Raw genomic sequence first — 26,022 nt, 5'->3', positions numbered from 1 at the left:
CTGATGCTGTTTAGTCGTCACTTACCCTCCGTTAGAGCGGGGACATTGTAAACGATTTATGAAGGATAGGTTAACGTACAGAGCACTGACGGATAAAAAAAGGGCCAGCCTTTCGGCCAGCCCTTTTTACAGGATGTCGCTTAAGCGAATCTTAGTTCAGACGCTCTTTAATACGAGCAGACTTACCAGTACGCTCACGCAGGTAGTACAGTTTAGCTTTACGTACAGCACCACGACGTTTAACAGCAATGCTGTCAACTACCGGAGAGTGAGTCTGGAAGACACGCTCAACGCCTTCGCCGTTGGAAATTTTACGAACAGTGAATGCAGAGTGCAGACCGCGGTTACGAATAGCGATAACCACGCCCTCGAATGCCTGCAGACGTTTTTTGGAACCTTCAACAACCCATACTTTCACTTCCACGGTATCACCCGGACGGAAGGAAGGTACGTCCTGCTTCATCTGCTCTTGTTCAAGTTGCTTAATAATGTTGCTCATAATTTAATCTCTTATCCTGGGTAAACTGATATTCGGGGGCCTCAGGCCATCCCATCATGTTTCTGTTGCTGGTGCGCGTGTTCTTTTTTGAACTCGGCCAACAACTTTGCTTGCTCTTCAGTCAGAGCCAGGTTTTCCAGAAGTTCAGGTCTTCTAAGCCAGGTACGGCCCAGCGACTGCTTCAGACGCCAGCGACGAATCTCGGCATGGTTTCCCGACAGTAATACTGGCGGAACCTCCATGCCTTCTAACACTTCAGGACGGGTATAGTGTGGACAGTCCAGCAATCCGTCAGCAAAAGAGTCTTCTGTTGCTGATGCTTCATGGCCCAGAACCCCCGGAATAAACCGGGAAACCGAGTCAATCAGCGTCATTGCCGGTAACTCACCACCGCTGAGAACGTAATCGCCGATAGACCATTCTTCGTCAATCTCGGTCTGAATTACGCGCTCATCTATCCCTTCGTAGCGACCGCAAACCAGAATTATTTTCTGATTCGTTGCCAGTTCGCTGACGCCCGCTTGATCAAGCTTGCGTCCCTGAGGTGACAGATAAATCACCTTTGCGCCTTCACCTGCCGCGGCTTTTGCTGCTGCGATGGCATCCTTTAAAGGTTGTACCATCATGAGCATCCCCGGTCCGCCGCCGTAAGGACGATCGTCCACGGTACGGTGCCGGTCATGCGTGAAGTCACGTGGACTCCAGCTTTCGATGCTCAGCAGGCCATTTTTTACTGCCCGGCCAGTTACCCCGTAATCAGTAATCGCGCGGAACATTTCAGGAAACAGGCTAATAATGCCAATCCACATAGCGCCGTCTTTTACCGTTTTCAGGAGAATTTAAAAACCAGGATCCCAATCTACTTCGATAGTACGAGTAGCGAGATCGACTTTCTTGATAACCTGCCCATCGAGGAACGGAACCAGCCGCTCCTTGATGCCAAACGCATCTTTCAGGTTTGCCTTAATGACGAGAACGTCATTGGATCCGGTTTCCATCATATCGATGACTTTCCCCAGACCGTAACCTTCGGTAGTGACTACCTGGCAACCAATAAGGTCTTTCCAGTAGTAACCCTCTTCCAGTTCAGGCAACTGCGACGAATCCACGACAATTTCACAATTGGTCAGTGCATTCGCGGCATCGCGATCGTCAATGCCTTTCAGCTTGATAACGATGTCCTGATTGTGGTGACGCCAGCTTTCCAGCTCGACCTCTTGCCACTGACCCGCCTTCTGGATAAACCAGGGCTGATAGTCAAAAATGCTTTCGGCGTCTTCGGTGGAGGAAAACACTCTGAGCCAACCACGGATACCGTAGCAAGAACCCATTTTGCCCAATACAATCGGTTCAACAGGTGCTTTTTTGCTCATCATGACCACCGTGACAGATTAAGCTGCTTTGTTTGCTGCTTTGATCAGCGTAGCAACGCGATCGGAAACAGTAGCGCCCTGGCCAACCCAGTGAGCGATACGATCCAGATCCAGACGGGTTTCTTCTTCTGCGCCAGAGGCCAGTGGGTTGAAGAAACCAACGCGCTCGATGAAGCGACCGTTGCGTGCATTACGGCTGTCAGTAACAACAACCTGGTAGAACGGACGCTTTTTTGCGCCGTGACGTGCTAAACGAATAGTTACCATAACATCCTCTTGTGTGAATAAAACACCGGGCCCCATCGAGGGAAGGGGCCCGGTGTCATATTAAAAGCCCGAAAATTTTACTGATTTCTGGGGAAAATGCAATCAGCATCTCTTAAACAGGGGATATAAGACGTATATCGCTGCAGCCAGTTCAGTCAGGGTGTGCAAAAAAGCGGAGCGTACAGGTAGTACGCAAGCATTTACCCGCTCCGCTCGCCCTTCGGGCCGTCCTGAAGGACGTTTAAAACACGACTGTGTTTTGTCGAGCACACCCCGGGGCTAAACTGGCAAACAAGATAGCCCTATGCCCGTGTTTTAGCGGCCCGGGAATCCTGGCGGCATCATACCTTTCATGCCACGCATCATTTTGGCCATACCGCCCTTCTTCATCTTCTTCATCATGCGCTGCATGTCATCGAACTGTTTCAGAAGGCGGTTAACGTCCTGGACCTGCATCCCGCAGCCCGCCGCGATACGGCGTTTACGGGAGCCTTTAATGATCTCCGGCTTGGCACGCTCTTTCAGCGTCATGGAGTTGATAATTGCCTCCATCCGCACCAGAACTTTGTCATCCATCTGCGATTTAACGTTGTCCGGGATCTGGCCCATGCCCGGCAGCTTGCCCATCAGGCTTGCCATACCGCCCATGTTCTTCATCTGGCGCAGCTGTTCCAGGAAGTCGGTCAGATCGAAGCCGTCGCCTTTTTTCAGCTTGGTCGCCAGCTTCTCGGCCTGCGCACGGTCAACTTTGCTCTCGATATCTTCGATCAGCGACAGCACGTCGCCCATGCCGAGGATACGGGAGGCAATACGATCCGGGTGGAACGGCTCCAGCGCTTCGGTCTTCTCGCCCACACCGAGGAATTTGATCGGCTTGCCGGTGATATGACGAATCGAAAGCGCCGCACCGCCGCGGGCGTCACCGTCCACTTTGGTCAGCACCACGCCGGTTAGCGGCAGCGCTTCATTGAACGCTTTCGCGGTATTTGCCGCATCCTGACCGGTCATCGCATCGACAACAAACAGGGTTTCGACCGGTTTGATCGCGGCATGCACCTGCTTGATTTCGTCCATCATCGCTTCGTCAACGTGCAGACGACCGGCGGTATCCACCAGCAGCACGTCGAAGAATTTCAGCTTCGCTTCTTTCAGCGCCGCGTTAACGATATCGATCGGCTTTTGTCCTACGTCGGATGGGAAGAACTCCACACCAACCTGTTCAGCCAGGGTTTCCAGCTGTTTGATCGCCGCCGGGCGATAAACGTCGGCAGAGACGACCAGCACTTTCTTCTTGTGCTTTTCGCGCAGGAATTTACCCAGCTTACCGACGCTGGTGGTTTTACCCGCACCCTGCAGACCGGCCATCAGCACCACTGCCGGCGGTTGCGCCGCCAGGTTCAGGCTCTGGTTCTCTTCGCCCATCGCCGAAACCAGTTCATTACGAACGATTTTGACGAACTCCTGACCCGGGGTCAGGCTCTTGTTCACTTCATGACCAACCGCTTTCTCTTTCACACGGTTGATGAAATCACGCACGACCGGTAACGCGACGTCTGCTTCAAGCAGCGCCATGCGTACTTCGCGCAGCGTCTCTTTAATATTGTCTTCAGTAAGGCGTCCACGGCCGCTGATGTTGCGCAGCGTGCGCGACAAACGATCGGTTAAATTATCAAACATTGTCTCTCGCCTAGGGTAGAAACGTTAGGTCGCTGGCGCGACACGTACACAGAATTTTGCCGCAGTATAACATGAAGGCGCCTTTGTTGTTATGCAACGGTTGGAGCACGCCTCACGTAACGTTATACTGCACCTCTTTCTCATCAGGACAACTGTCGACACCTATATGCCTGTTTTCGCACTGATCGCCCTTGTGGCGTACTCTGTCAGCCTCGCGCTGATCATCCCTGGCCTGCTACAAAAAAACAGCGGCTGGCGGCGAATGGCTATTTTGTCGGCTGTCATCGCATTGATAAGTCACGCCTTTGCGCTCGAAGCGCGCATTCTGCCGGGCGACGGCAGCGGGCAAAACCTGAGCCTGCTTAACGTCGGTTCGCTGGTCAGTCTGATGATCTGTACGGTGATGACCATTGTGGCCTCGAAAAATCGCGGCTGGCTGCTGTTGCCGATTGTCTATGCCTTTGCGCTGATCAACCTCGCCTTTGCCACCTTCGTGCCGAATGAGTTCATCACCCATCTGGAAACCACCCCCGGGATGATGGTGCATATTGGCCTGTCGCTGTTCTCGTATGCAACGCTGATCATTGCCGCGCTGTACGCGCTCCAGCTGGCCTGGATTGACTACCAGCTCAAAAATAAAAAGCTGGCGTTCAGTAACGAAATGCCGCCGCTGATGACCATCGAGCGCAAGATGTTTCACATCACTCAAGTCGGGGTGGTATTGCTGACGCTCACCCTAAGTACCGGCCTGTTTTATATGCAAAATCTCTTCAGTATGGAGAATATCGATAAGGCCGTGCTCTCCATCATCGCGTGGTTTGTCTATATTGTCCTGTTATGGGGCCATTATCATGAAGGCTGGCGCGGTCGCCGCGTGGTCTGGTTCAACGTTGCGGGAGCTGGCCTCCTGACAATGGCTTATTTTGGTAGCCGCGTCATCCAACAAATCGCCGGCTAAGCAACCAAGGAGTTCCCCCTGGAACACATCTCCACCACCACGCTGATCGTCACCCTGATCGTCATGGTGGTTATCTCCGCCTATTTCTCCGGCTCAGAAACCGGCATGATGACGCTGAACCGCTACCGGATACGTCATCGCGCCAAACAGGGTAACCGGGCCGCCCGTCGCGTGGAAAAACTGCTGCGTAAACCGGATCGCCTGATAAGCCTGGTGCTTATCGGCAATAACCTGGTCAACATTCTCGCCTCTGCGCTGGGCACCATTGTCGGCATGCGTCTGTATGGCAACGCCGGGGTCGCTATCGCCACCGGCGTGCTCACCTTCGTGGTGCTGGTGTTCGCCGAAGTGTTGCCGAAGACCATCGCCGCGCTCTACCCCGAGAAAGTGGCCTATCCCAGCAGCTTCCTGCTGGCACCGTTACTCATTCTGATGATGCCCCTGGTCTGGCTGTTAAACGGCGTGACGCGAGTGCTGATGCGCATGGTGGGCATTAAAGGAGATGTGGCGATCAGCAGTGCGCTGAGCAAAGATGAATTGCGTACCATCGTGCATGAATCCCACTCGCAAATTTCCCGCCGCAATCAGGATATGCTGCTGTCGGTGCTGGATCTGGAAAAGATCAGCGTTGACGACATTATGGTGCCGCGCAATGAGATCGTGGGCATTGATATCAACGATGACTGGAAGTCGATTGTTCGCCAGTTGACCCACTCCCCGCATGGCCGCATCGTGTTGTACCGCGATTCGCTGGACGACACCATCAGCATGCTGCGCGTACGCGAAGCGTATCGTTTGATGACCGAGAAAAACGAATTCACCAAAGAGGTAATGCTGCGCGCGGCAGATGAGATTTATTACATCCCGGAAGGCACGCCGCTCAGCACCCAGCTGATTAAATTTCAGCGCAATAAAAAGAAAGTGGGTCTGGTGGTCGATGAATATGGCGATATTCAGGGGCTGGTAACGGTAGAAGATATTCTGGAGGAGATTGTGGGCGACTTTACCACGTCCATGTCCCCTTCCCTTGCTGAAGAGGTCACGCCGCAAAACGACGGCTCGGTGCTGATTGACGGCAGCGCAAACGTCCGCGAACTGAACAAAGCCTTTAACTGGCAGATGCCGGAAGCGGAAGCCCGTACCATTAACGGCATGATTCTGGAAGCACTGGAGGAGATCCCGGCGGCGGGCACACGGGTGCGTATCGGCCAGTATGATATTGATATCCTGGACGTACAGGACAATATGATTAAGCAGGTGAGAGTGTTACCGGTGAAACCGCTCAGGGAGAGTGTCGCGGAGTAAACTGGAGTAGGCCGGGTCAGGCGAAGCTGCCACCCGGCACTACGGGAGGCAAATTACGCCTTAGCTTTCGCCACAGAGACCATCGCCGCGCGAATGGTACGACCGTTCAGGGTATAGCCTTTCTGCATCACCATCAGCACGTTACCGGCAGCGACGTCCTCAGACTCCACCATCGCGATTGCCTGATGCACGTTTGGATCCATCGGCACGTTGGTATCGGCAACAACTTCCACACCGAACTTCTTCACCACGTCGAGCATGGATTTCAGCGTCAGCTCGATGCCTTCAACCATCGGGGCCATATCCGGGTTGGCTTTATCCGCCACTTCCAGCGCGCGATCCAGGCTGTCGATAACCGGCAGCAGTTCGTTGACGAACTTCTCCAGCGCAAATTTATGCGCCTTTTCAACGTCCAGCTCGGTACGACGACGCAGGTTTTCCATTTCCGCTTTGATGCGCAGGATGCCATCGCGCTCGCGATTCTGGGCTTCAACTACCTGAGCTTCCAGATTCGCAATTTTTTCATCGCGCGGATCCACCTGCTCAGCACCGGCCTCAGCCTCTGTAGCCTCAACCTCTTCGTGCTGCTCCGTGATAATTTCTTCCGGGGCTTGCCCCTCAGGCGTTTTCTGTTCTTTACTACTCATGAATTTCTCCGCGTTTTTCTGCATTCAACTCGCTAACTTCGCTTATTATGGGGATCAGTTTCCGGGATTCAAGGGAACAAGCCACATTGTCATCATTCATTCGCACAAGGACCTTCAGAAAATGAGCAACCATTTCAAGTGTATTGGGATTGTCGGTCATCCACGTCACCCTACTGCGTTGACGACACATGAAATGCTGTATCGCTGGCTGTGCGCCAAAAACTACGATGTGATTGTTGAACAACAGATTGCCCAGGAACTGCAATTAACAAACGTCAAAACCGGCACGCTGGCAGAAATCGGTCAGCAGGCCGACCTGGCGGTGGTGGTTGGGGGCGACGGGAATATGCTCGGCGCCGCGCGAACCCTCGCCCGCTATGACATTAAAGTCATTGGTATCAACCGTGGCAACCTGGGCTTTTTGACCGACCTTGACCCGGATAACGCCCAGCAGCAGCTCGCAGACGTGCTGGAAGGCCACTACATCAGTGAAAAACGCTTTTTGCTGGAAGCCCAGGTGTGCCAGCAGGATTGCCAGAAGCGGATCAGCACCGCGATTAACGAAGTGGTGCTGCATCCGGGAAAAGTGGCGCACATGATTGAGTTTGAGGTGTATATCGACGAAATCTTTGCCTTCTCGCAGCGCTCCGATGGCCTGATTATCTCTACTCCCACCGGCTCCACAGCCTATTCGCTTTCGGCAGGCGGCCCGATCCTGACGCCGTCGCTGGATGCCATCACGTTAGTGCCGATGTTCCCGCATACTCTCTCTGCCCGCCCGCTGGTGATCAACAGCAGCAGCACGATTCGTCTGCGTTTCTCTCACCGTCGTAACGACCTCGAGATCAGCTGCGACAGCCAAATCGCGCTGCCGATACAGGAAGGGGAAGATGTGCTGATCCGCCGCTGCGATTATCACCTGAATCTGATCCACCCTAAAGACTACAGCTATTTCAATACATTAAGCTCCAAGCTCGGCTGGTCGAAAAAATTGTTCTGAAATAGCATCCAGCACTTTACTGGATAAAAAACCAGTTTATACTGTACACAAACACAGTTATGGTTTTTCATACAGGAAAACGTTTATGCTGGCACAACTGACCATCAGCAACTTCGCCATCGTTCGTGAGCTAGAAATTGATTTCAACAGCGGAATGACCGCTATCACCGGGGAAACCGGTGCCGGTAAATCCATTGCGATTGATGCGCTCGGGCTGTGCCTTGGCGGTCGTGCCGACGGCGACATGGTTCGCGCTGGCGCCAGCCGTGCCGATCTCTGCGCCCGTTTCTCCCTCAAAGATACCCCTGCCGCCCTGCGCTGGCTTGAACAGAACCAGCTCGAAGATGGTCGTGAGTGCTTACTTCGCCGCGTTCTTAATAGCGACGGCCGCTCTCGTGGCTTCATCAACGGTACTGCGGTGCCTCTGTCCCAACTGCGTGAATTGGGCCAGCTGTTAATCCAGATCCACGGGCAGCACGCCCATCAGCAATTAATCAAGCCCGATCAGCAGAAGTCCTTACTCGACGGCTATGCCGGTGAGTCTGACCTTATGCAACTGATGGCGGCGCACTATCGTCAGTGGCATCAAAGCTGCCGTGAGCTGGCGCTGCACCAACAGCAGAGCCAGGAGCGCGCGGCGCGCGCCGAACTGCTGGCCTATCAGCTGAAAGAGTTGAACGAATTTAGCCCGCAGCCGGGCGAGTTTGAGCAGATCGACGAAGAGTACAAGCGCCTCGCCAACAGCGGGCAACTGCTCTCCACCGGCCAGCAGGCGCTGACCTTACTGGCCGACGGCGAAGAGGTGAATCTGCAAAGCCAGCTCTATTCCGTACGTCAGTTAGTAACCGAACTGGCGGGAATGGACAGCAAAGTGTCCGGCATGCTGGATATGCTGGAAGAGGCGGCCATTCAAATCTCCGAAGCCAGTGACGAGCTGCGCCACTACTGCGAGCGTCTTGATCTCGATCCTAACCGTCTGTTTGAGCTGGAACAGCGTATTTCGCGCCAAATTTCCCTGGCGCGTAAGCACCACGTTTCGCCGGAAGAGCTGCCGAACTTCCACCAGTCCCTGCTGGACGAGCAAAATCAGCTCGACGATCAAGCCGACTCGCTGGAAACCCTTTCTCTGGCCGTCAGCGTGCATCATCAGCAGGCTATCGAAACCGCTACGCAGCTACACAATGTTCGTCAGCGTTACGCTCAGGAACTCAGTCAGCACATCACAGAGAGCATGCATCTGCTGTCGATGCCGCACGGTGTTTTCACCATTGATGTGAAGTTTGAAGCCAACCACCTCACGGCTGAAGGTGCAGATCGCATTGAATTCCGCGTGACCACCAACCCGGGCCAGCCACTGCAGGCTATCTCCCGCGTCGCGTCCGGCGGTGAGCTGTCGCGTATCGCCCTCGCGATTCAGGTGATCACGGCGAAGAAAATGGAAACCCCGGCGCTGATCTTCGATGAAGTGGATGTCGGTATCAGCGGTCCGACCGCGGCGGTAGTAGGTAAACTGCTGCGCCAGCTTGGCGAGTCCACTCAGGTGATGTGTGTGACCCACCTGCCGCAGGTTGCCGGTTGCGGCCACCATCATTTCTTTGTCAGCAAAGAAACCGACGGCGAGATGACCGAAACGCACATGCAGCCGCTGGACAAACGTGCTCGTCTGCAGGAACTGGCCCGTCTGCTGGGTGGTAGCGAAGTCACCCGCAACACGCTGGCGAATGCGAAAGAACTGCTGGCTGCCTAAACTTTTTCGGTATCTCAGGGTCATACAGAACAATAAAAACGCCGACAGACCTGCCGCCAGAGGTTTTAATGTGGTGAAAGGTCTATTATCATCGGCATATTACATATGAGCCGTCGCGTATTGCCCGGGCCGGAAAAGGAATCAAATCACTATGCGCTGTAAAACGCTGACCGCTGCCGCAGCGGTTCTTCTGATGTTGACCGCAGGCTGCTCCACTCTGGAAAAAGTGGTTTACCGTCCTGACATCAACCAGGGGAACTATCTTGCTCCTAACGATGTGTCTAAAATTCGTGTTGGTATGACGCAGCAGCAGGTTGCCTATGCCCTGGGCACGCCGATGATGTCCGATCCGTTTGGCACCAATACCTGGTTCTACGTGTTCCGCCAGAAGCCAGGCCATGAAGACGTTTCCCAGCAGACCCTGACGCTGACCTTCAACAGCAGCGGCGTTCTGACGAACATCGATAACAAACCGGCGCTCACTAAAGAGTAAGGTTTCAGAAATACAAAAAGGTGCTCACTGAGCACCTTTTTTGTTTCTCTCGCTGCCTGTAAACCCGGTGAGAACAGTGTCACCGTAAAAGCCACCTTATTTAGCAGACTTCTCCGCACGCTGGCGACGCAGCTCTTTCGGGTCGGCAATCAACGGGCGATAGATCTCCACCCGGTCGCCATCCTTCACGTTATCGGCCAGTTTGACCGGACGGCTATAAATTCCGACTTTGTTTTTCGCCAGATCGATATCGCTACGCAGCGTCAGCAGGCCAGAGGCGCGGATCGCCTCTTCAACGGTGGCACCCTCTTCCAGAGTTACGCGTTGCAAATACTGTTTTTCTGGCAACGCGTAGGCCACTTCCACCAAGATGTTAGCTGGCACTGTAAACCTCTTTGGCGCGCAACGTGAACGCCTGGACCATATTCGCTGCCAGCTCTTTAAACACGCGGCCAAAGGCCAGTTCAATCAGAGCATTGGTAAACTCGAAATCAAGATGAAACTCGATCCGGCAGGCGTCGGCACTGAGCGGAACGAACTTCCACCCGCCCATCAATTTTTTGAAGGGGCCATCCACCAGATGCATCAGAATGCTCTGGTTATCGGTCAGCGTGTTGCGGGTCGTGAATGTTTTGCTGATCCCGGCTTTGGAAACATCCACCGCCGCCGTCATTTGCGTCGGGCCTGAGTCCAGCACGCGGCTCCCGGTACATCCCGGGATAAACTGCGGATATGACTGAACGTCATTCACTAACTGGTACATCTGTTCCACACTGTAAGGGACAAGCGCAGTACGACTAATCTGAGGCATAACATTTTTCCTGATCAAACAACCAACAAATAATAACATTTATCACCTGTTAAAAAAACGCTGAGCCTCATCTCGTGCTAATATAGCGCGTTAGACCTCACAGGACGCAATGAGGTGACTTTTTGACATCAGATTACCTACGGCTTCACGACACTTATGACGAAGAAAAAAGCACATAAACCTGGCTCGGCAACCATTGCGCTCAACAAGCGTGCCCGCCACGAGTATTTCATTGAAGAAGAATTCGAAGCTGGCCTGGCGTTACAGGGCTGGGAAGTTAAATCGCTGCGTGCGGGTAAAGCTAACATCGGTGATAGCTACGTGATCTTCAAAGACGGCGAAGCCTTTTTGTTTGGCGCGAACTTTACGCCACTGACGGTCGCCTCTTCACACTACGTTTGCGATCCTACCCGCACCCGTAAGCTACTGTTGAACAAGCGTGAGCTGGATTCCCTGTTCGGACGCATCAACCGCGAAGGTTATACCGTGCTCGCCCTGTCGCTGTACTGGAAGAACGCCTGGTGCAAAGTGAAAATCGGCGTGGCAAAAGGTAAGAAACAGCACGACAAGCGTAACGACGCCAAAGACCGCGAATGGCAGGTCGATAAAGCGCGCATCATGAAGCACGCAGGCCGTTAATTTCAGCGCACTTATTGAGCGATTCAATAAGTTAGCGTTCCGGGGTGGTATCCCGGCTACGAGTTCTGGTATACTTGCTGTAACACTATTGGGGCTGATTCTGGATTCGACGGGATTTGCGAAACCCAAGGTGCATGCCGAGGGGCGGTTTGCCTCGTAAAAAGCCGCAAAAAAATAGTCGCAAACGACGAAAACTACGCTTTAGCAGCTTAATAACCTGCTAAGAGCCCTCTCTCCCTAGCTTCCGCTCTTAAGACGGGGATCAAAGAGAGGTCAAACCCAAAAGAGATCGCATGGATGTCCTGCCTGGGGCTGAAGTGTTAAATCTAATCAGGCTAGTTCGTTAGTGGCGTGTCTGTCCGCAGCTGGCGTGCGAATGTAAAGACTGACTAAGCATGTAGTACCGAGGATGTAGAAATTTCGGACGCGGGTTCAACTCCCGCCAGCTCCACCAAAATTCTTTGTTAACGGTCACCAGAGCCTGATACGAAGTCCTGAAAGCCCGCTATGCGGGCTTTTTTGTATCTGCAATTCGTCCTGCGCAGTCCATCCATCCTGACAAAACGATTACGGCTCTACCGCCGTCAAATAATCCAGTCGCAACGGCTCCGCCAGTAACGCCTCCATCTGCGGGATAAAGGCCTGAAAATGAGGCAGCGCGATATGTGCCTCCAGCGCCTCCTGGCCTCGCCAGGCTTCCCGGACGTAAAAACAGTCCGGTGTGTCGCGCAGCTGGAACAGCTGATACTCAACGTTGCCAGGCTCCTGGTGAGTCGGTATTAACAGCGCCTGCAGGGCCACCTTCAGCGCGTCACGCTTGCCGGGTTTCGCCTTCAACACCGCAATGATAGAGATAATGTCAGAAGCGCCCATCTCAGAACCCCTCCAGCACAATCTTCCCGACCGCGCGTCCGGTTTCGATCTGCACATGGGCTTTCTGCACATGCTCCGCCGTAATCGCCCCGTAATGCTCACCCAGCGTGGTGGTGATCACCTGCTCATCAATCAGCGCGGCAACGCGGGTCAGAAGCTGGTGCTGGGCGATCATATCCCGGGTTTCAAACATCGAGCGGGTGAACATGAACTCCCAGTGCAGGGAGATGCTCTTCGCCTTCAGCGGACGGGCATCCAGCGTCTCGGGATCGTCTATCAGCGCCAGTTTGCCCTGCGGCGCGAGAGCCTTAACGATCTCCGCATAGTGCGCTGCGGTGTGGTTCAGGCTGGCGACGTGGGTCACCTCTTTGATCCCTAGCGCGGCCAGCTCTTCCGACAATGGCTTGCTGTGGTCGATGACATAATGCGCCCCCGCCTCCCGCACCCACTGCTGGCTTTCCGGGCGCGATGCCGTGCCAATAACGGTCATTTTCGTTAGCTTACGCGCCAGTTGAACCAGAATCGATCCCACCCCGCCCGCAGCACCCACGATCAGCAGCGTATCCCCTTCGTTGCCCTGCTCCTGAACACCCAGGCGATCGAACAACATTTCCCAGGCGGTGATCGCCGTTAACGGCATCGCGGCGGCCGCGGCGTTATTCAGCGTTTTCGGCTTAAGCGCCACAATGCGCTCATCCACCAGCTGATATTCACTGTTGCTGCCCGCTCGTCCCAGCGCCCCGGCATACCAGACTTCATCCCCCGGCGCGAAAAGTGTTACCGCTTCACCCACCGCGGTAACCACGCCGACTGCATCCCAGCCGAGAACGCGCGGCGTCTCCCCGGTAAACCCGGCGCGGATCTTGGTGTCCACGGGGTTGATGGAGATGGCTTTCACTTCAATCAGCAGATCGTGCCCTGTCGCCGTTGGCTGCGGCAGCTCAATCTCGTGCAAAAACTCGATGTTATCTGGTGCTGAACGGGTAATGGCAATGGCTTTCATAATGTCTCCGGCGTTTTATCCACTGTGTCGCAATAAAGTGATGGTAAAGCGAAGCTGTGACGGGAAAAATAGCCTCGCGGAGACAAGACTTATACTCGGGAGATGAAAATGGTTCGGCTTGAGGATCTGATACTGTTCGTTCGCGTTGCCGCGCTGAGCAGCTTCAGCGATGCGGCACGAGAAGCGGGCGTCCAGCCGGCGCAGGTTAGCGCCGCCATTAAACGGCTGGAGTCGTCTCTGTCCATCCGGCTGTTTGCGCGCTCCACCCGCAGCCTGCGCTTAACCCCGGAAGGCGAAGCCTGGCTCCCCTACGCGCGGCAGATGCTGGATGCGATGTATGCCGGGATGCAAAAAATCCAGACCCCGGAAGAGGAGATCTCCGGCACCCTGCAGATTGCCGTTCCGTCGGATTTAGGCCGCAATTTGCTGCTGCCGGTGTTCCAGGCCTTTGACGAACGCTACCCGGCATTACGGCTGCGCATCTTCTTCTCCGATCAGGTAGCCGATGTCTTTAAAGATCCGGTCGATATCGCCTTTCGCTACGGCATGCCGGAAGATGCCTCCTATATTGCCCTCCCCGTCGCCCCCGACAACAGCCGCGTGCTGGTGGCCTCGCCCGAGTGGGTTGCCCGCCACGGTGACCTGCAGCATCCCGATGCGCTAAGCCGGGTCAACGCCCTCACCTTTGTTCTGCGTGGCCGTCTTCACGATCGCTGGACGTTTTTGCGCGACGGCGAGATGCACAGCGTCAACGTCAGCGGCAGCATGATGAGTGACGATGCCGAGGTGATCCGCCGCCTGGCGGTCTCCGGGGCAGGCGTAGCGTACAAATCCTGGCTGGATGTCGCAGAAGATGTTCGTGCCGGTCGGCTACAGGTGTTAATGCAAGACTATCAGGGCGAAAGCGTGCCGCTGAATATGATCTGCCCGCACCGCAAACAGCTCTCGACGGGCGTCAGATTACTCTATGAGGCGGTCAAAGCATGCTGTGAAAGTCAGACGGCGCAGTAATCTTCATTAAAGAAGAAAACTGCCTGCGTTTTTGGTACGAAAAGCGACAAAAATGCGCTATAAAAGCCGCATGAAAATCCCAAACAGACTCCAGCCCCTGGTCGACGATGGCCTGATAGACAACGTGCTTCAACGCCTGAAAAGCGGCAAAGAGGCAGATGTTTATACCGTGCTATGCGGGGACCATATTCAGTGTGCCAAAGTGTACAAGGAAGCGTCACAGCGTAGCTTTAAGCAGGCCGTGCAGTATCAGGAAGGTCGTAAGGTGCGCAATACGCGCGATGCCCGCGCCATGCAAAAAGGCTCCCGATTTGGCCGTAAGCAACAGGAAGAGGTCTGGCATACCGCAGAGGTGGATGCGTTATTCCGCCTGGCGAATGCTGGCGTGCGCGTGCCTCAGCCTTATATGTGTCTGGACGGCGTGCTGCTCATGGAGCTGGTCACGGACGCTGATGGCGCCGTTGCGCCACGCCTGAGCGATGTGAGCCTGTCGGAAGAGCAAGCCCTGGCGGATTTCGACACCATGATCCGCAATATCGTGCGCATGCTCTGTGTCGGTATTGTCCACGGCGACCTGTCAGAATTTAACGTGCTGCTGGATGCCCAGGGGCCGGTCATCATCGACCTGCCGCAGGCGGTAGACGCCGCTGCGAACAACCATGCCCAGTCCATGTTTGAGCGCGATGTGAATAACATCACCGAGTATTATGGCCAGTTCGCCCCGCAGCTGCTGAAAACACGCTATGCGAAAGAGATCTGGATGCTCTATGAAGACGGTAAATTAACCCCGGAAACGCCGCTCACCGGGCTGTTTGTCGAAGAGACGCATGACGTGGATATGGATTCCCTGCTGGATGAGATCATTTCTGCAGAAGATGAGTATTACGCACGCCAGCGTGCCGTTAAAGAGCGTGAAGACGATTAACAGCCAGCAAGCCCGCACATAATGCGGGCGTTGCTGTTAGCCCTTAACCCAGCAGGCTGCGATGTACCTTAATGACCGCTTTCCTGATCATCCCCGGCTGGGTGACGGTGCAGCCGGGTTTATGCGGCTCCCCCGGCATAAATACGGCAAACATACCCGGTTTTAACGTCAGGGTTTGTTCGCTTTCTGTCTGCTGACAGAGCTGATAATCCTCCTGCTCGTGCCACGCATCACAGGCCCGGGCGCTCCCCGCCAGGCCGTAGTAAATCCGCTCTTCCCCCTCCAGCAGGATCTGAATATCAATGTAGTTACGGTGCAGTTCCGCGCGTTTTTCCTCGGGGCGCTGCGTCGCAAACTGCATCACGTTCACAAAGACCGTTTCCCCTTGCAGGGGATAACTTCCCGGTGCGAGGCTGGCGATCCCGGCGCTTAGCGCCTGATCCACCGCCTGACAAAACGCCGCCGGCAAGCCTGCCGCCTGAAACTGGTTAATATCACCCACAATCATGACAAATTTCCTTGTGCCCATAATGCCGCGCCAAGCAGCCCGGCGTTGCCCTGATGGCGGGCGGAAGAGAGTTCGGTCTGGTACGCAGAAGGTTCCTGCGCCAGGTAGGATTGCACCCGCGGTAGATAGCCGTCGGCCAGCCCGATGCTGCCGCCGATCACCACCCGCTGGCAGTCGGTCAGGGCTTTCAGATCTGCAATGAGCCGCGCCAGCGTTCTGGCGGAACGCTCGACAAGCGCTACCGCCTGTTCATGCCCCCGGGCGGCGTGCGCGAAGATGGCTTTTGCATCCAGCCCGGCCAGCTCCCCTTTTGCCGCTGCGGCGATCCCCCGCCCCGAGGCTATCGCCTCTACGCAGCCGACGCGCCCGCAGCCGCAGCGCGGGCCGTTCGGGTCGGCAAGCGTGTGACCACAGTGGCCGGTCAATCCGCCGGAGCCGGTCACCAGCCTGCCGCTCTGGATCACGCCTCCCCCCACGCCGGTCGAGACGGTGATAAACACCATGTCGCGGATGGCGGGTGGCATCTGCTGGTACTCGGCAAGCGCCGCGGCCTGGGCGTCGTTCAAAGCCACGCCAGGCAGCCCGGTAAGGGTGGTTAACACGTCCACCAGCGGAAAGTGTGAAAGCCCGCCGAGGTTAGACGGGTTAATCGACGTTAATACACCATGCTGAATAATCCCGGTCGAGGCGATAGCAAATTGCTGCGCCTGCGGCCAGAGCGGCGTCACCAGGTCGCGCAGCGCAGCCTCCAGCGCATCCGGCGTCTGGCTGGCGGGCGTCGGGATCTCCCGGCGCGCGATAATCTGTAAGGCGCTATCCACCAGCGCCGCGGCGAGCTTGGTCCCGCCGATATCCATCGCCAGGGTGATCATTTTGCCGCTCTCTGTAATGCGTCCCGATACCACTGGCAGATGTGCTCCAGCCGGGTGATCGCCGATCCGACCGTGACGGTCCATGCTCCATGCTTTATGGCCTGCGCTGCCAGCTCCGGCGCGTTATAGCGCCCCTCGGCCACTACCCGGCAACCGGCCTGACTCAATGAGGCCACCAGCGCCAGGTCCGGTTCGGTGGGGGTCTCGTCAGTGGTATAGCCCGACAGCGTGGTACCAATCAGCTGCGTCCCCTGCTGGTGGCAGTACAGCCCCTCCTCCTGCGAAGCGCAGTCGGCCATCGCGATCAGTTGGTGGTGCTGAATGCGCGCCAGCAGCGCATCAACGGAGACCGGGCGAGGCCGTCGGGTGCCGTCAAAGGCGATGATACTGGCCCCCGCCCCGGCCAGGGCATCCACATCCTCCAGCCAGGGGGTAATGCGCACCGGGGAATCGGGCAGATCGCGCTTCACAATACCGATAATCGGTACGCTCACCAGGGCGCTGACGGCTCGCACGTTCTCAATACCTTCGATGCGCAGCGCCACGGCCCCCGCCTGCTCGGCGGCCAACGCCATCGCCGCGATGATATCCGGTTTATCTAGCGGGCTGCCCGGCACCGGCTGACAGGAGACAATCAGTCCGCCCTGGGCTTTTACTTTTGCATCCAACTCGTCAAGAAATGACATAACACCTCCATTAATAAATTCAGCTTCAGCCTTTGTTTTTGACAAAGTGGCTGGCCCTTTCCCGGGCAATCAGGGCACCGCTAAAGGGTTTACCGTCGATGGCGTCATGGGTACGCAGTGCTTCCGGGTGAAGCCAGCGCTGAACGCGGGACGGCATATCAAAACCAATCAGCAGGATGACGACAAAGGTCAGGCCAAACGAGAGCGAACAGAGCGCGGTGCCCAGATCCAGACGTTGGGCGATAAATGCGCCCAGCACCGGGGCCAGCGCCCCGCCCAGTGCGCCGACGTTATAGGTAAACCCAAGCCCGGCCGCACGCTGTTCGGTATCGAAGTAGCCTCCGATCAGTTTAGGCAGGATGCCGGAGATCCCCTGACCAAGCATCTGCTGGAAGAAGAGCAGCAGGCCCAGCACCCAGACGCTGCTGCCGCCGATGGTGAACACCGGAACGATCAGCAGTTGGGATGCCAGCAGGCTACAGACATAGGCTTTACGTGTGCCTAACCAGTCGCCGAGGAAGCCCCCCGCACAGCATCCGGCGGCGGCACCAAAGCCACTGAAGAACAGCACCTGCGCGACGGTGGCCGGATCGTAAGCCAGATCCGTTTTCAGATAGGTGGGTAACAGGGCCTGGATAGGCCAGGAGTAGAGGAAAGCAAAGAGCACCACCACCATCAGGGTGACGCCGGTCGGCCAGCGCTTGCCGCTGCTCTGCACCATAAAGCTGATAAAGATCCCCGCGCACAGCAGGCCGAGCACGGCGACAATGGCAGCACTCTCCAGCTGGCCTGCGAAGCAGAACCACAGCGACACGGACGCCACCAGCGTCATGGCAATATTGATGAAGCGATGTTCGCCGCGATAGAGAATATCCACCATGGTTTTGACCGGGGTTTTACTCTGCTGCTTCTCTTTCCAGTCTTCCGCTTCGGGGATATTTTTTCTCAGCCACAGGGCAAAGATAATCGGCAGAATGCCGATGAAGAACAGCGCCCGCCAGCCCCACTCCGGCACCACCAGGCTGTAGACCTGGGCCGCCACCACCGCACCGACGGAGAAGCCAGAAATCAAAAAGCCGCTGGCTTTATTACGCAGGTGTTTTGGCCAGCTTTCGATAACATAAGTCGCGCTGGAACCGTACTCCCCCGCCATCCCCATCCCGATCACCAGCCGGGCGATGAACATGGTGGTGTACCCCTGGGCCAGACCGCACGCCAGGGTGCCCACGGAAAAGAGCACAATACTGCTCACCATCGCCAGGCGGCGACCGTAGCGATCGCCCATCGCGCCCAGCATCAGCCCGCCGAACCAGCGGGAGATAAAGGCGGCGGAGATCAGGCTCGCGGCATGCAGGGTGGTCAGGCCGAATTCGGTTTTTATGTCGGTTAAGACGAGGGCTATCAGAACAAAATCAAAACCATCAAGAACATAGCCAACCCAGGCCGCGGAAAACGCACGCCACTGTTGTCGGCTCAGGCAACGATACCACGGGACATTTTGTGTCATTGTATTCATGTCAGTCTCCGCAATGGGTAAACCCATACGCTGTTTTTGTAGGATACAGCTTCAGTGATGCCGGATATGTCCGGCATCAGACGTGGTCTTAGCCTTGTTCTTTTTCTTGCTGGAGTTGGTGCGCTAACGCCCGCAGTTCTGGCAGATATTTTTCATCCACTGGCGCAAACGGCTTACGGCACAGCGGAACCTCAATCACGTCCATATAGTGCAGCACCGTTTTCAGGCCACGGAAAACACCGACCTTGATCAGCAGATCGATAACCTCATTACATTTGGTCTGCAGCGCCTGGGCGGTGGCGATATCGCCGGCTTTCAGGGCGTTGACGATCCCCTGATAACGCCAGCCCATGATGTTATAGGTGCTGCCGATCCCGCCATCCGCCCCGGCCAGCAGGCCAGACGCAAAGATCTCATCGTATCCGTTATACAGCACCAGATCCGGGTGCGCCCGGCGGATCTGCTCCATCTGGAAAAGATCGCCGGAGGTCTGTTTCAGGGCACCCACACCCGGCAGGGTCACCAGGGTGTTGATCTGATCCAGAGAGAGTTTCACCCCGCTGAGGGCCGGAATGTTGTACACCACCATCGGCAGCCCTTCGGCGGAATCAATGATCCCGCGATAGTGGTCGCAGTGTTCCTCAAAGCTGAACGGGTAGTAGAACGGCGTCACGGCAGAGACGGCGTCATAACCAAAACGGCTGGCGGCCTGGGCTAACTGCTGGCTTTCATGGGTACTCACGGTGCCCACGTGAGCAATCAGGGTCACTTTCCCTTTCGCCTCTTCGGCAACAATTTCAAGCACTTCCTGACGTTCAGCGCTGCTCTGCACAAAGGCTTCGCCGGTGGAGCCGCCGACGTACAGGCCGTCCACGCCCTGCGCGATATTGAACTGCACCAGCTGGCGCAGGCTTTGGGTATCCAGCTGCTGCTGGTGATTAAACGGTGTAAGAAGAGCGGGCATAACCCCTTTCAGCGTAACTGACATATAAACCTCATGTATGTGATGATGATGTTATGACTGTAGACCTTTATACCTGTTATACCAGCAAGACGAAAAAAAACGGCGTCAAAATACGCAGAACGCGATCCAGTTCACTAAATGATCGCGGAACTACTTACGGCGCTTTTTGCTCTGCTCGAAGGCGTGCCAGGTGGCGAAAACGCTGGTGAGGTGCGCCTGTAAGGCCTGTTCAGCCGCATCGGCATCCCGGCTGCGGATCGCCTTGAAGATGGCGATATGCTGTTGATAACTGGTGTTATTGTGCTCGTGCAGCGCCTGTTCTGGCACCGTGGGGCGGGCGGCGATCAGCCAGTCGATCAGGGCAACGTGGATCGCCATAAAGATAGGGTTGTTGGGGATCTCCGCCAGCACGCGGTGAAACTCAACGTCAGAGCGGATAAAGAGCGCGTTGTCATCCAGCGACTGGCTGTTCAACTCCAGCGCTTTTTCCAGCAGGCCAATCTGCGCCTCGCTGGCATGTTGGGCGGCATGGCGCACCAGGCTGGATTCAAAGAACAGGCGCAGCTGCTCGAAGTGGGCAATCCCGCCCGGATGGGCAAGAAAATCTTTCGCCATACCGGACAGCTCGTTGATGATGGTATCCGCAGACGGCCGAGAAATGCGGGCGCGCTCGCCGTTCTGGATCTGCACCAGTCCTTTGCGTTTTAACGCCGCCAGTGCTTCACGAACCGAAGGCCGACCGACGTTAAAAAATGCCATCAGCTCACGTTCAGAAGGGAGCTGCTCCCCTTCGGCGAACTCGCGACGACGGATCATCTGCTCCAGCTCTTCTTCCACCATCTCTGACAATTTTTTGCGCGCCAGCGGGCGACGGCGTAATGCACGCCCAATGGTTTCCGGGGAGTTTTCTGCCTGTTTTTCGCTGGAGATTGTCATAGACGTTACATCGTAAGAAGTTGAGTTAAGAAGTTCTTTATCATAACACAGGCCTTACTGCCAGGTGGTATGCGCGTTCCGGGTGCCGGGGATAAAGGCCCGGTAAGGCATCAGGCCATCCGGTCATGCAGCGGGAGGCCTGGCACCCTCACCCCGGAAAACTTTCTAAAACTGTGACCTCACCGCAAATGCAGGAATAACAATGCCCTGAATCCCCTTGCCGATGCCCTCACGCCTTTCTACGCTTATCTCACGCAGGGCCATACTTCGAATAAACCTGCGCTTTTTGAAAGGGAGACCTTATGCTGCGCCTGTTTCTTCTGCTGGTGGTCACGCTCACCTGCCCGTCGCTACAGGCGGCGTCAATTGCTCATACCATCGACACCGAGAGAACCACCATCAAACTGTCGTGGCGCGCCTTTGGCGGCATTCCATCGTGGGCGCATCTGAAGGGCGTGACGGGTAAGGTCATCCTGAACCCGGAGAATGAATTTGACGACCACATCAATGTCACCGTCCCGGTGGCGACGTTACAGGCCTCCAACAACCTGCTCACCTGGCAGCTGAAAAGCGACATGTTTTTTGATGCCGCCCGCTACCCAACCATCACCTTCTCCAGTACCCGGGTGGTGAAGCTCGGCCCGGATCACTACCGCGCCTTTGGCACCCTTACCGTCCGGGATCTCAACCGTCCGGTGATCCTCGACGCCCGCCTCGATCGCCTGTCGGGAGAGACGATCGCCCTGCATGCCACCACCGCCATCTCTCGATCGGCCTATAAGATGGATCGTTTTGCGCTGGTGGTGGACGATCGCATCGCCATTGCTATCGATATCCAGGCAAAACCCGCCACCGCCCTGTAACAGCGCCAGGAAGGCAACGCACAGCGGCGTCAGTTGACGCATGACGGTGACTGCGGTTCGCTTCAGCGGGAATACCCAACAGATAAAGGCGTAAGAGACGATTTTATTCGATAATATTTATCAATTATTGCCCCGAAGAGTTCCGCGGGGTGTTCTATACTGCGCCAGCGGAAATAACAACGCCGGAGAAAATAATACGAATGTCGTAGAGATATTTACCAACGGCCCGATGATAAAATTAAAAAATCATACCTTTGTATTATTACTATCCGCAGCAATCCGTCTAATTACCCGTTCCGCCAAAATTGCAAACCCGATAAAAATAAATTTTCGGCTATAATGATACGCATGAAATAAATATTATGTTATGGCTTTTTTATTACGATAAAGTGTGATCGGTCTCCATTTCCACAGCCTTCACCCTTCCTGAAAATAAAGCCATCAGGTAACACAAACCCACGCGCCGCAAGGCTTTGCGAAACACCACCTGCTGCTACTCTCTTTTTTATCACCCTACAAAAAGCGCTATCTCGCTTATAATTCATTTCGCCGCTTCGTCATTTGCGCTTTTAGTGCTTTCTGGCTATATCATTTTTAAGCAATAATGAGACGATCGCAATATTAATAACAGGGATGACAAAATTCACACCTGGCCTTACCGCAATGTTTAGCTGATTCAGATTGAGCTTTAGCGCAATGCCGCTTCCGGGCATACGGGTGGGCATAAGTCGCTTTAAAACTATTACAGCAGGTCACTCTTTCTAACAAATAGTGTCTCCTTTGGGACGCTTAAAATCTGCTGAGAACAAATGAATTTAAACACACAGCATTTCTTTCACTCTGTTGGGAGTAATACACATGAGTAAATTCACTGTCATCTCCAGACTGACGCATCAACAAACGGTAGCAGAAGGAAACCAGATCATACTGGGCGAAGATTCCGTGGTGAAGCTTCAGGCCGGCAGAGGTGATATCGCCAGCTATTCCCGCAGCAACAGCGATCTGCTCGTCAGAATGACCAACGGCGAAACCGTGACGCTGAAAAACTACTTCGTCAACAACCACCAGCTGGTGCTGGATGAAAACGGTGCCCTGTGGTGGATTAACGATCCGCTCGCGGTGGAGCGTTATCAGTCGATCCCCTCCACCGATGCCCTGATTGCGGGCAACGTCAATAACTCGTACGACGATACCCCAATCTGGCCGTGGGTGCTGGGCGGCGTGGCAGCAGCAGGCGGTATTGCACTGGCGGCGGGCGGTGGCGGCGGTGGAGGCGGCGGCGGGAGTGACGATCGTATCGATCCAGGCCCGGTGCCCCAGGATACTACACCGCCAACCGCGCCCACTAACCTGCATTTCGCGAATGGAAATACCCAGCTACTCGGCAGTGCCGAGGCCAACAGTACGGTCACCGTGACCGATACCAGCGGTAACGTAGTGGGCAAAGCGAAAACCAACGGCAACGGCGAATTTAGCGTCGAGCTGGGCACGCCCTACACCAACGGCGAGACCCTGACAGTTATCGCCACCGACGGTTCCGGTAACGTCAGCCCCTCCACCAGCATCACCGCCGCGGATACGACCCCACCGGAAACCCCGATGATTATTTTGGCGGATGATGCTGTCGGCAGCCTGACCGGTTCGCTCAACAGCGATCAGACCACCGACGATCCCCGTCCGGTCTTTAGCGGCAGCGGCGAGGCCGGAACCACCCTCACGATTTACGATAACGGTAAATCCATCGGCTCCACGGTGGTGAACAGCGACGGCAGCTGGACCTTCACCCCCGCCAACAATCTTGCAGACGGCTTCCACCAGTTTACCGCGGCCTCCACCGACGCTGCGGGCAATGTCAGCCCGGAATCAGCGGTGTTCAACCTCACCATCGATACCGTTGCGCCGAATGCGCCAGTACTGGAAGTGACCGACGACGAGGGCACCCTACAGGGCCTGCTGACTAACGGTGGCTTTACCGATGATAACCAGCCGGAGCTGGGCGGCTCGGGCGATCCGGGCAGCATCATTGCCATCTATGACAATGGCCTGCTGGTGGCGGAAGTGGAGGTTGCCGCCAACGGGGCCTGGAGTTACACCCCGCCCGTCGCCATGGAGGATGGGCTGCACAGCATCACCCTGACGGAAACCGATGAAGCGGGCAACCTGAGCCCCGTCTCCGCACCCTTTGAATTTACCATTGACCGTACGCCGCCGCCTGCCCCCACCGGTCTGGCGATTAACGCCGCCGGGACAATCCTCACCGGCACCGCGGAAGCCAACGCGACGGTCACGATCACTGACGATGTGGGCACCGCCCTGGGTACGGCGATAGCCGATGCCAACGGGGCCTTTTCCGTTACCCTGACCCCGCCTCAGCTCAACGGCGAAACGCTGAGCGCCATTGCCACCGACAGAGCCGGTAACGAAGGCCCGGCGGCAGACCTGGTTGTCCCGGACACTACCGCTCCGGCGGCACCGACCGCCCTGGTGGTGGCCGCGACGGGTGACAGCATAAGCGGTGAAGCCGAAGTGGGCGCGCGTATTTCGGTGCGTGATGCCGGGGGAACAGAGTTAGGCTCCGGTGAAGTCGGGCTTGACGGTAAGTTCACCGTCCCTGTCTCCCCGAGCCAGCTTAACGGTGAAGTGCTGACGGTGTACGCGTTCGATACCGCCCAGAACCAGAGTCCTCCGGGGCAGGCCACCGCCGCTGACGCCACCCCGCCACAACCGCCTGCAGATCTGGATATCTCCACGGATGGCCTGACGCTCACCGGCACCGCGGAAGCGGGCAGCACCGTGGTCATTATGGAAGGCACAACGAAGCTGGGTGAAGTGGTGGCTGGCGAATCAGGTAGCTTCACCTTTGCTCTGACACCCGCCAGGCTCAACGGTGAGATCCTGAGTCTTACCGCCACCGATGAGGCGAATAACACCAGCCAGCCCAGTACGGTAGAAGCCGACGACACCACGCCTCCGGCCACGCCAATTATTACCGACGTGGTGGATGACGTCCCTACCCTTCTCGGCACTATTGCGAGCGGGACAATAACCGACGACCGCACCCCGCAGATCGCCGGGACGGGGGAGCTGGGCACCAAGGTCTTTATCTACAGCGAGAATATTCAGATCGGGATGACGGAGGTCGATACGACAGGCCACTGGTCGTTCCAGGTCCCGGCAAGTCTGACGGACGGGGCGCACTCCCTGACCGCCGATGCCGTTGACCGCCGCGGTAATCACAGCGTGATGTCCGAGATCTGGGCCATTAACGTCGATCCGGCGGCCCCGAACCCGCCGACCGCGACGGTGGCCACCACGGCATTCGCCCAGGCCGACGAGCCGGTGGTCAGCACCCTGAGCGCCAGCACCACGGGCGAAACCTTGATCTATAACGTGCTCAACGACACCGGTGGCGACCACGTCAGCCACTTCTCGCTGGCGGCAGGAGACAAAATCGACATCAGCGAGCTGTTGATCGGCTGGAATGGCGATCGCGCCACTCTGGGGGGTTACATTCAGGTCAGCAACAGTGATGGCAACACGGTGATCAGCCTCGACCGGGACGGGGCTGGCTCCAGCTATACCCCCGCGACGCTGGTGACCCTGGATGAGGTCCAGACCACCTACGAAGAGCTGGTCAACCAGAACCACATTATTACCGGTTAGCCTGTACGCGCCGGGAGGGCGGCAACGCCTTTCCCGGCTTTAAAAACCAAAATATATTTTGCCCTCCGATAATAACCCCACACTTAATGCCATAAATATTGTGATCTAACTAGCATAATATTATTACTACTAAATACCCTGGTTGCCTTAACTTAAACCATGCTCTAAGTGGCAACACTATTTATTAATGCAACTCCTGTATATGGATATTAAAATACGCGCCTGATATATCTTATTCACTGCCTTATTTACTCCAGCTTAATTCTTTACACAGCCACACTAAAATATAAATTCGCCTGTTTTACACATCCAGATAATTCCTAACCCCTTAAATTACCTTTAAAATGAACGCCTCCACTCAGCGCTTCGCCCATCACGCCAACCCGCACCCCGCCTGGACTCATTTAATTCACCTCCACAGCAATTACCGCTTCAACACCACTAACCCTTTATTAACCTGCGCTTAAGTTGCGCTTTTAGCACTTTATGGCTATATCAAATTCAGTCAATACGAAATTGTTACCAATATTAAAGACAAGGATTTTACCGCCGAGAAATATATCTCATATCGCCTTACCCCTTAATATCAAGGGCAAAATGTCGCTGCCACCATCGATTTATCGGCAGCCCTGAATAACTTTCAAATAATTACCCTGGGTCATTGTTTCAAATAAACAGTTTCCCTACGGGTGGCGCTCAATCTGCTCAATAGAAATGGCTGAAACCGTTCGCCATTTCATTGCACTCTGCCGGGAGTAATACACACGAGTAAAATCACTGTCATCT

The 26,022-nt window shown here is 55.6% G+C and carries 26 protein-coding genes and 1 other RNA gene; 11 read left to right on the top strand and 16 right to left on the bottom strand.

The window, feature by feature from the left end; genetic code table 11:
- Positions 1–151: 151 nt before the first annotated feature.
- From rplS to ffh, 5 genes are all read right to left on the bottom strand, one after another.
- The gene (gene rplS, locus C3F35_RS17425; RefSeq protein ID WP_002914145.1) at positions 152–499 is read right to left on the bottom strand and encodes a 50S ribosomal protein L19; all 348 of its coding nucleotides are present in this window, start codon (positions 497–499) and stop codon (positions 152–154) included.
- A gap of 41 nt (positions 500–540) precedes the next feature.
- Positions 541–1,308 carry a tRNA (guanosine(37)-N1)-methyltransferase TrmD gene (gene trmD / locus C3F35_RS17420; RefSeq protein ID WP_032613261.1) on the bottom strand — a complete coding sequence of 256 codons (768 nt, stop codon included), beginning with the start codon at positions 1,306–1,308 and terminating at the stop codon, positions 541–543.
- A gap of 30 nt (positions 1,309–1,338) precedes the next feature.
- Positions 1,339–1,875, bottom strand: a complete 537-nt coding sequence (gene rimM / locus C3F35_RS17415) for a ribosome maturation factor RimM (protein WP_370462877.1) — start codon at positions 1,873–1,875, stop codon at positions 1,339–1,341.
- A gap of 15 nt (positions 1,876–1,890) precedes the next feature.
- The gene (gene rpsP, locus C3F35_RS17410) at positions 1,891–2,139 is read right to left on the bottom strand and encodes a 30S ribosomal protein S16 (protein WP_022649067.1); all 249 of its coding nucleotides are present in this window, start codon (positions 2,137–2,139) and stop codon (positions 1,891–1,893) included.
- Between the two features lie 315 nt (positions 2,140–2,454).
- Positions 2,455–3,816 carry a signal recognition particle protein gene (gene ffh / locus C3F35_RS17405; RefSeq protein ID WP_032613265.1) on the bottom strand — a complete coding sequence of 454 codons (1,362 nt, stop codon included), beginning with the start codon at positions 3,814–3,816 and terminating at the stop codon, positions 2,455–2,457.
- A gap of 166 nt (positions 3,817–3,982) precedes the next feature.
- Here ffh and C3F35_RS17400 point away from each other — a divergent pair, with 166 nt between their 5' ends.
- Together C3F35_RS17400 and C3F35_RS17395 are read left to right on the top strand one after the other, a co-directional pair.
- Positions 3,983–4,774, top strand: a complete 792-nt coding sequence (locus C3F35_RS17400; RefSeq protein ID WP_059307373.1) for a cytochrome C assembly family protein — start codon at positions 3,983–3,985, stop codon at positions 4,772–4,774.
- An 18-nt stretch (positions 4,775–4,792) separates the two neighbouring features.
- Positions 4,793–6,079, top strand: a complete 1,287-nt coding sequence (locus C3F35_RS17395) for an HlyC/CorC family transporter (protein ID WP_103792476.1) — start codon at positions 4,793–4,795, stop codon at positions 6,077–6,079.
- 53 nt (positions 6,080–6,132) lie between these two features.
- Here the strand turns inward: C3F35_RS17395 and grpE are convergent, their stop codons facing one another.
- Positions 6,133–6,726: a nucleotide exchange factor GrpE gene (gene grpE / locus C3F35_RS17390; RefSeq protein ID WP_032613272.1), complete on the bottom strand. Its 594-nt coding sequence runs from the start codon at positions 6,724–6,726 to the stop codon at positions 6,133–6,135.
- 121 nt (positions 6,727–6,847) lie between these two features.
- Between grpE and nadK the strand changes: the two genes are divergently transcribed.
- The 3 genes from nadK (at position 6,848) to bamE (ending at position 9,966) form a co-directional block, all read left to right on the top strand.
- Entirely contained in the window at positions 6,848–7,726 is an 879-nt protein-coding gene (nadK, locus tag C3F35_RS17385; protein WP_077227861.1) for an NAD(+) kinase, read from the top strand.
- 85 nt (positions 7,727–7,811) lie between these two features.
- Complete coding sequence (recN, locus tag C3F35_RS17380; protein WP_032613276.1) at positions 7,812–9,473, top strand: DNA repair protein RecN; 1,662 nt, start codon at positions 7,812–7,814, stop codon at positions 9,471–9,473.
- A 151-nt stretch (positions 9,474–9,624) separates the two neighbouring features.
- On the top strand, positions 9,625–9,966 hold the full coding sequence (bamE, locus tag C3F35_RS17375) for an outer membrane protein assembly factor BamE (RefSeq protein WP_032613277.1): 342 nt from the start codon (positions 9,625–9,627) through the stop codon (positions 9,964–9,966).
- Between the two features lie 96 nt (positions 9,967–10,062).
- On the opposite strand, the gene C3F35_RS17370 is transcribed toward bamE, so the two are convergent.
- Both C3F35_RS17370 and C3F35_RS17365 read right to left on the bottom strand, forming a co-directional pair.
- Positions 10,063–10,350 (bottom strand): RnfH family protein, encoded by a 288-nt coding sequence (locus C3F35_RS17370; protein WP_103792477.1) that lies wholly within the window; start codon positions 10,348–10,350, stop codon positions 10,063–10,065.
- Positions 10,340–10,777, bottom strand: coding sequence for a type II toxin-antitoxin system RatA family toxin (locus tag C3F35_RS17365; protein WP_032613279.1), 438 nt, complete (start codon positions 10,775–10,777; stop codon positions 10,340–10,342). The genes C3F35_RS17370 and C3F35_RS17365 overlap by 11 nt, the downstream gene beginning before the upstream one ends.
- A gap of 156 nt (positions 10,778–10,933) precedes the next feature.
- Here C3F35_RS17365 and smpB point away from each other — a divergent pair, with 156 nt between their 5' ends.
- A complete protein-coding gene (gene smpB, locus C3F35_RS17360) occupies positions 10,934–11,416 on the top strand; it encodes an SsrA-binding protein SmpB (protein ID WP_014071418.1) in 483 nt (160 codons plus the stop codon).
- Positions 11,417–11,506: 90 nt separating this feature from the next.
- Positions 11,507–11,870: a transfer-messenger RNA gene (ssrA, locus tag C3F35_RS17355) on the top strand.
- Between the two features lie 113 nt (positions 11,871–11,983).
- Here ssrA and C3F35_RS17350 read toward each other — a convergent pair.
- Together C3F35_RS17350 and C3F35_RS17345 are read right to left on the bottom strand one after the other, a co-directional pair.
- Positions 11,984–12,274: a putative quinol monooxygenase gene (locus tag C3F35_RS17350; RefSeq protein WP_164530111.1), complete on the bottom strand. Its 291-nt coding sequence runs from the start codon at positions 12,272–12,274 to the stop codon at positions 11,984–11,986.
- Between the two features lie 16 nt (positions 12,275–12,290).
- Entirely contained in the window at positions 12,291–13,292 is a 1,002-nt protein-coding gene (locus C3F35_RS17345; protein WP_103792479.1) for a zinc-binding alcohol dehydrogenase family protein, read from the bottom strand.
- Positions 13,293–13,400: 108 nt separating this feature from the next.
- Here C3F35_RS17345 and C3F35_RS17340 point away from each other — a divergent pair, with 108 nt between their 5' ends.
- A complete protein-coding gene (locus C3F35_RS17340) occupies positions 13,401–14,303 on the top strand; it encodes a LysR family transcriptional regulator (RefSeq protein ID WP_103792625.1) in 903 nt (300 codons plus the stop codon).
- Positions 14,304–14,373: 70 nt separating this feature from the next.
- On the top strand, positions 14,374–15,228 hold the full coding sequence (locus C3F35_RS17335) for a PA4780 family RIO1-like protein kinase (RefSeq protein ID WP_059309077.1): 855 nt from the start codon (positions 14,374–14,376) through the stop codon (positions 15,226–15,228).
- Positions 15,229–15,271: 43 nt separating this feature from the next.
- Here the strand turns inward: C3F35_RS17335 and nanQ are convergent, their stop codons facing one another.
- The 6 genes from nanQ to nanR all read right to left on the bottom strand — a co-directional run bounded on the left by nanQ (position 15,272) and on the right by nanR (position 20,710).
- Positions 15,272–15,736 carry an N-acetylneuraminate anomerase gene (gene nanQ / locus C3F35_RS17330; RefSeq protein WP_103792480.1) on the bottom strand — a complete coding sequence of 155 codons (465 nt, stop codon included), beginning with the start codon at positions 15,734–15,736 and terminating at the stop codon, positions 15,272–15,274.
- A complete protein-coding gene (gene nanK, locus C3F35_RS17325; protein WP_103792481.1) occupies positions 15,733–16,608 on the bottom strand; it encodes an N-acetylmannosamine kinase in 876 nt (291 codons plus the stop codon). The genes nanQ and nanK overlap by 4 nt, the downstream gene beginning before the upstream one ends.
- Positions 16,605–17,294 (bottom strand): N-acetylmannosamine-6-phosphate 2-epimerase, encoded by a 690-nt coding sequence (locus C3F35_RS17320; protein WP_032613335.1) that lies wholly within the window; start codon positions 17,292–17,294, stop codon positions 16,605–16,607. Before C3F35_RS17320 ends, nanK begins: the two co-directional genes overlap by 4 nt.
- Positions 17,295–17,319: 25 nt before the next feature.
- Positions 17,320–18,810, bottom strand: a complete 1,491-nt coding sequence (locus C3F35_RS17315) for an MFS transporter (RefSeq protein ID WP_103792482.1) — start codon at positions 18,808–18,810, stop codon at positions 17,320–17,322.
- Positions 18,811–18,898: 88 nt separating this feature from the next.
- Positions 18,899–19,798 (bottom strand): N-acetylneuraminate lyase, encoded by a 900-nt coding sequence (gene nanA, locus C3F35_RS17310; protein ID WP_103792483.1) that lies wholly within the window; start codon positions 19,796–19,798, stop codon positions 18,899–18,901.
- A gap of 126 nt (positions 19,799–19,924) precedes the next feature.
- Complete coding sequence (gene nanR / locus C3F35_RS17305; protein ID WP_077227853.1) at positions 19,925–20,710, bottom strand: transcriptional regulator NanR; 786 nt, start codon at positions 20,708–20,710, stop codon at positions 19,925–19,927.
- Between the two features lie 302 nt (positions 20,711–21,012).
- Between nanR and C3F35_RS17300 the strand changes: the two genes are divergently transcribed.
- On the top strand, positions 21,013–21,573 hold the full coding sequence (locus C3F35_RS17300) for a YceI family protein (protein ID WP_032613344.1): 561 nt from the start codon (positions 21,013–21,015) through the stop codon (positions 21,571–21,573).
- Positions 21,574–22,431: 858 nt separating this feature from the next.
- Positions 22,432–25,236, top strand: coding sequence for an Ig-like domain-containing protein (locus C3F35_RS17295; protein ID WP_103792484.1), 2,805 nt, complete (start codon positions 22,432–22,434; stop codon positions 25,234–25,236).
- Positions 25,237–26,022 lie beyond the last annotated feature (786 nt).

Source organism: Leclercia sp. LSNIH3, assembly GCF_002935105.1.
Lineage (GTDB): Bacteria > Pseudomonadota > Gammaproteobacteria > Enterobacterales > Enterobacteriaceae > Enterobacter > Enterobacter adecarboxylatus.
This window is presented reverse-complemented; position numbering and strand designations above follow the sequence as displayed.

Coding starts and splice junctions, on each gene's coding strand:
- C3F35_RS17315 (WP_103792482.1), bottom strand. CDS start 18,810: ATGAATACAATGACACAAAATGTCCCGTGGTATCGTTGCCTGAGCCGA.
- C3F35_RS17320 (WP_032613335.1), bottom strand. CDS start 17,294: ATGTCATTTCTTGACGAGTTGGATGCAAAAGTAAAAGCCCAGGGCGGA.
- C3F35_RS17400 (WP_059307373.1), top strand. CDS start 3,983: ATGCCTGTTTTCGCACTGATCGCCCTTGTGGCGTACTCTGTCAGCCTC.
- C3F35_RS17335 (WP_059309077.1), top strand. CDS start 14,374: ATGAAAATCCCAAACAGACTCCAGCCCCTGGTCGACGATGGCCTGATA.
- bamE (WP_032613277.1), top strand. CDS start 9,625: ATGCGCTGTAAAACGCTGACCGCTGCCGCAGCGGTTCTTCTGATGTTG.
- C3F35_RS17345 (WP_103792479.1), bottom strand. CDS start 13,292: ATGAAAGCCATTGCCATTACCCGTTCAGCACCAGATAACATCGAGTTT.
- grpE (WP_032613272.1), bottom strand. CDS start 6,726: ATGAGTAGTAAAGAACAGAAAACGCCTGAGGGGCAAGCCCCGGAAGAA.
- ffh (WP_032613265.1), bottom strand. CDS start 3,816: ATGTTTGATAATTTAACCGATCGTTTGTCGCGCACGCTGCGCAACATC.
- nanA (WP_103792483.1), bottom strand. CDS start 19,798: ATGTCAGTTACGCTGAAAGGGGTTATGCCCGCTCTTCTTACACCGTTT.
- nanR (WP_077227853.1), bottom strand. CDS start 20,710: ATGACAATCTCCAGCGAAAAACAGGCAGAAAACTCCCCGGAAACCATT.
- recN (WP_032613276.1), top strand. CDS start 7,812: ATGCTGGCACAACTGACCATCAGCAACTTCGCCATCGTTCGTGAGCTA.
- nanQ (WP_103792480.1), bottom strand. CDS start 15,736: ATGATTGTGGGTGATATTAACCAGTTTCAGGCGGCAGGCTTGCCGGCG.
- rplS (WP_002914145.1), bottom strand. CDS start 499: ATGAGCAACATTATTAAGCAACTTGAACAAGAGCAGATGAAGCAGGAC.
- nanK (WP_103792481.1), bottom strand. CDS start 16,608: ATGATCACCCTGGCGATGGATATCGGCGGGACCAAGCTCGCCGCGGCG.
- smpB (WP_014071418.1), top strand. CDS start 10,934: ATGACGAAGAAAAAAGCACATAAACCTGGCTCGGCAACCATTGCGCTC.
- C3F35_RS17300 (WP_032613344.1), top strand. CDS start 21,013: ATGCTGCGCCTGTTTCTTCTGCTGGTGGTCACGCTCACCTGCCCGTCG.
- C3F35_RS17340 (WP_103792625.1), top strand. CDS start 13,401: ATGGTTCGGCTTGAGGATCTGATACTGTTCGTTCGCGTTGCCGCGCTG.
- trmD (WP_032613261.1), bottom strand. CDS start 1,308: ATGTGGATTGGCATTATTAGCCTGTTTCCTGAAATGTTCCGCGCGATT.
- C3F35_RS17295 (WP_103792484.1), top strand. CDS start 22,432: ATGAGTAAATTCACTGTCATCTCCAGACTGACGCATCAACAAACGGTA.
- C3F35_RS17365 (WP_032613279.1), bottom strand. CDS start 10,777: ATGCCTCAGATTAGTCGTACTGCGCTTGTCCCTTACAGTGTGGAACAG.
- rimM (WP_370462877.1), bottom strand. CDS start 1,875: ATGATGAGCAAAAAAGCACCTGTTGAACCGATTGTATTGGGCAAAATG.
- rpsP (WP_022649067.1), bottom strand. CDS start 2,139: ATGGTAACTATTCGTTTAGCACGTCACGGCGCAAAAAAGCGTCCGTTC.
- nadK (WP_077227861.1), top strand. CDS start 6,848: ATGAGCAACCATTTCAAGTGTATTGGGATTGTCGGTCATCCACGTCAC.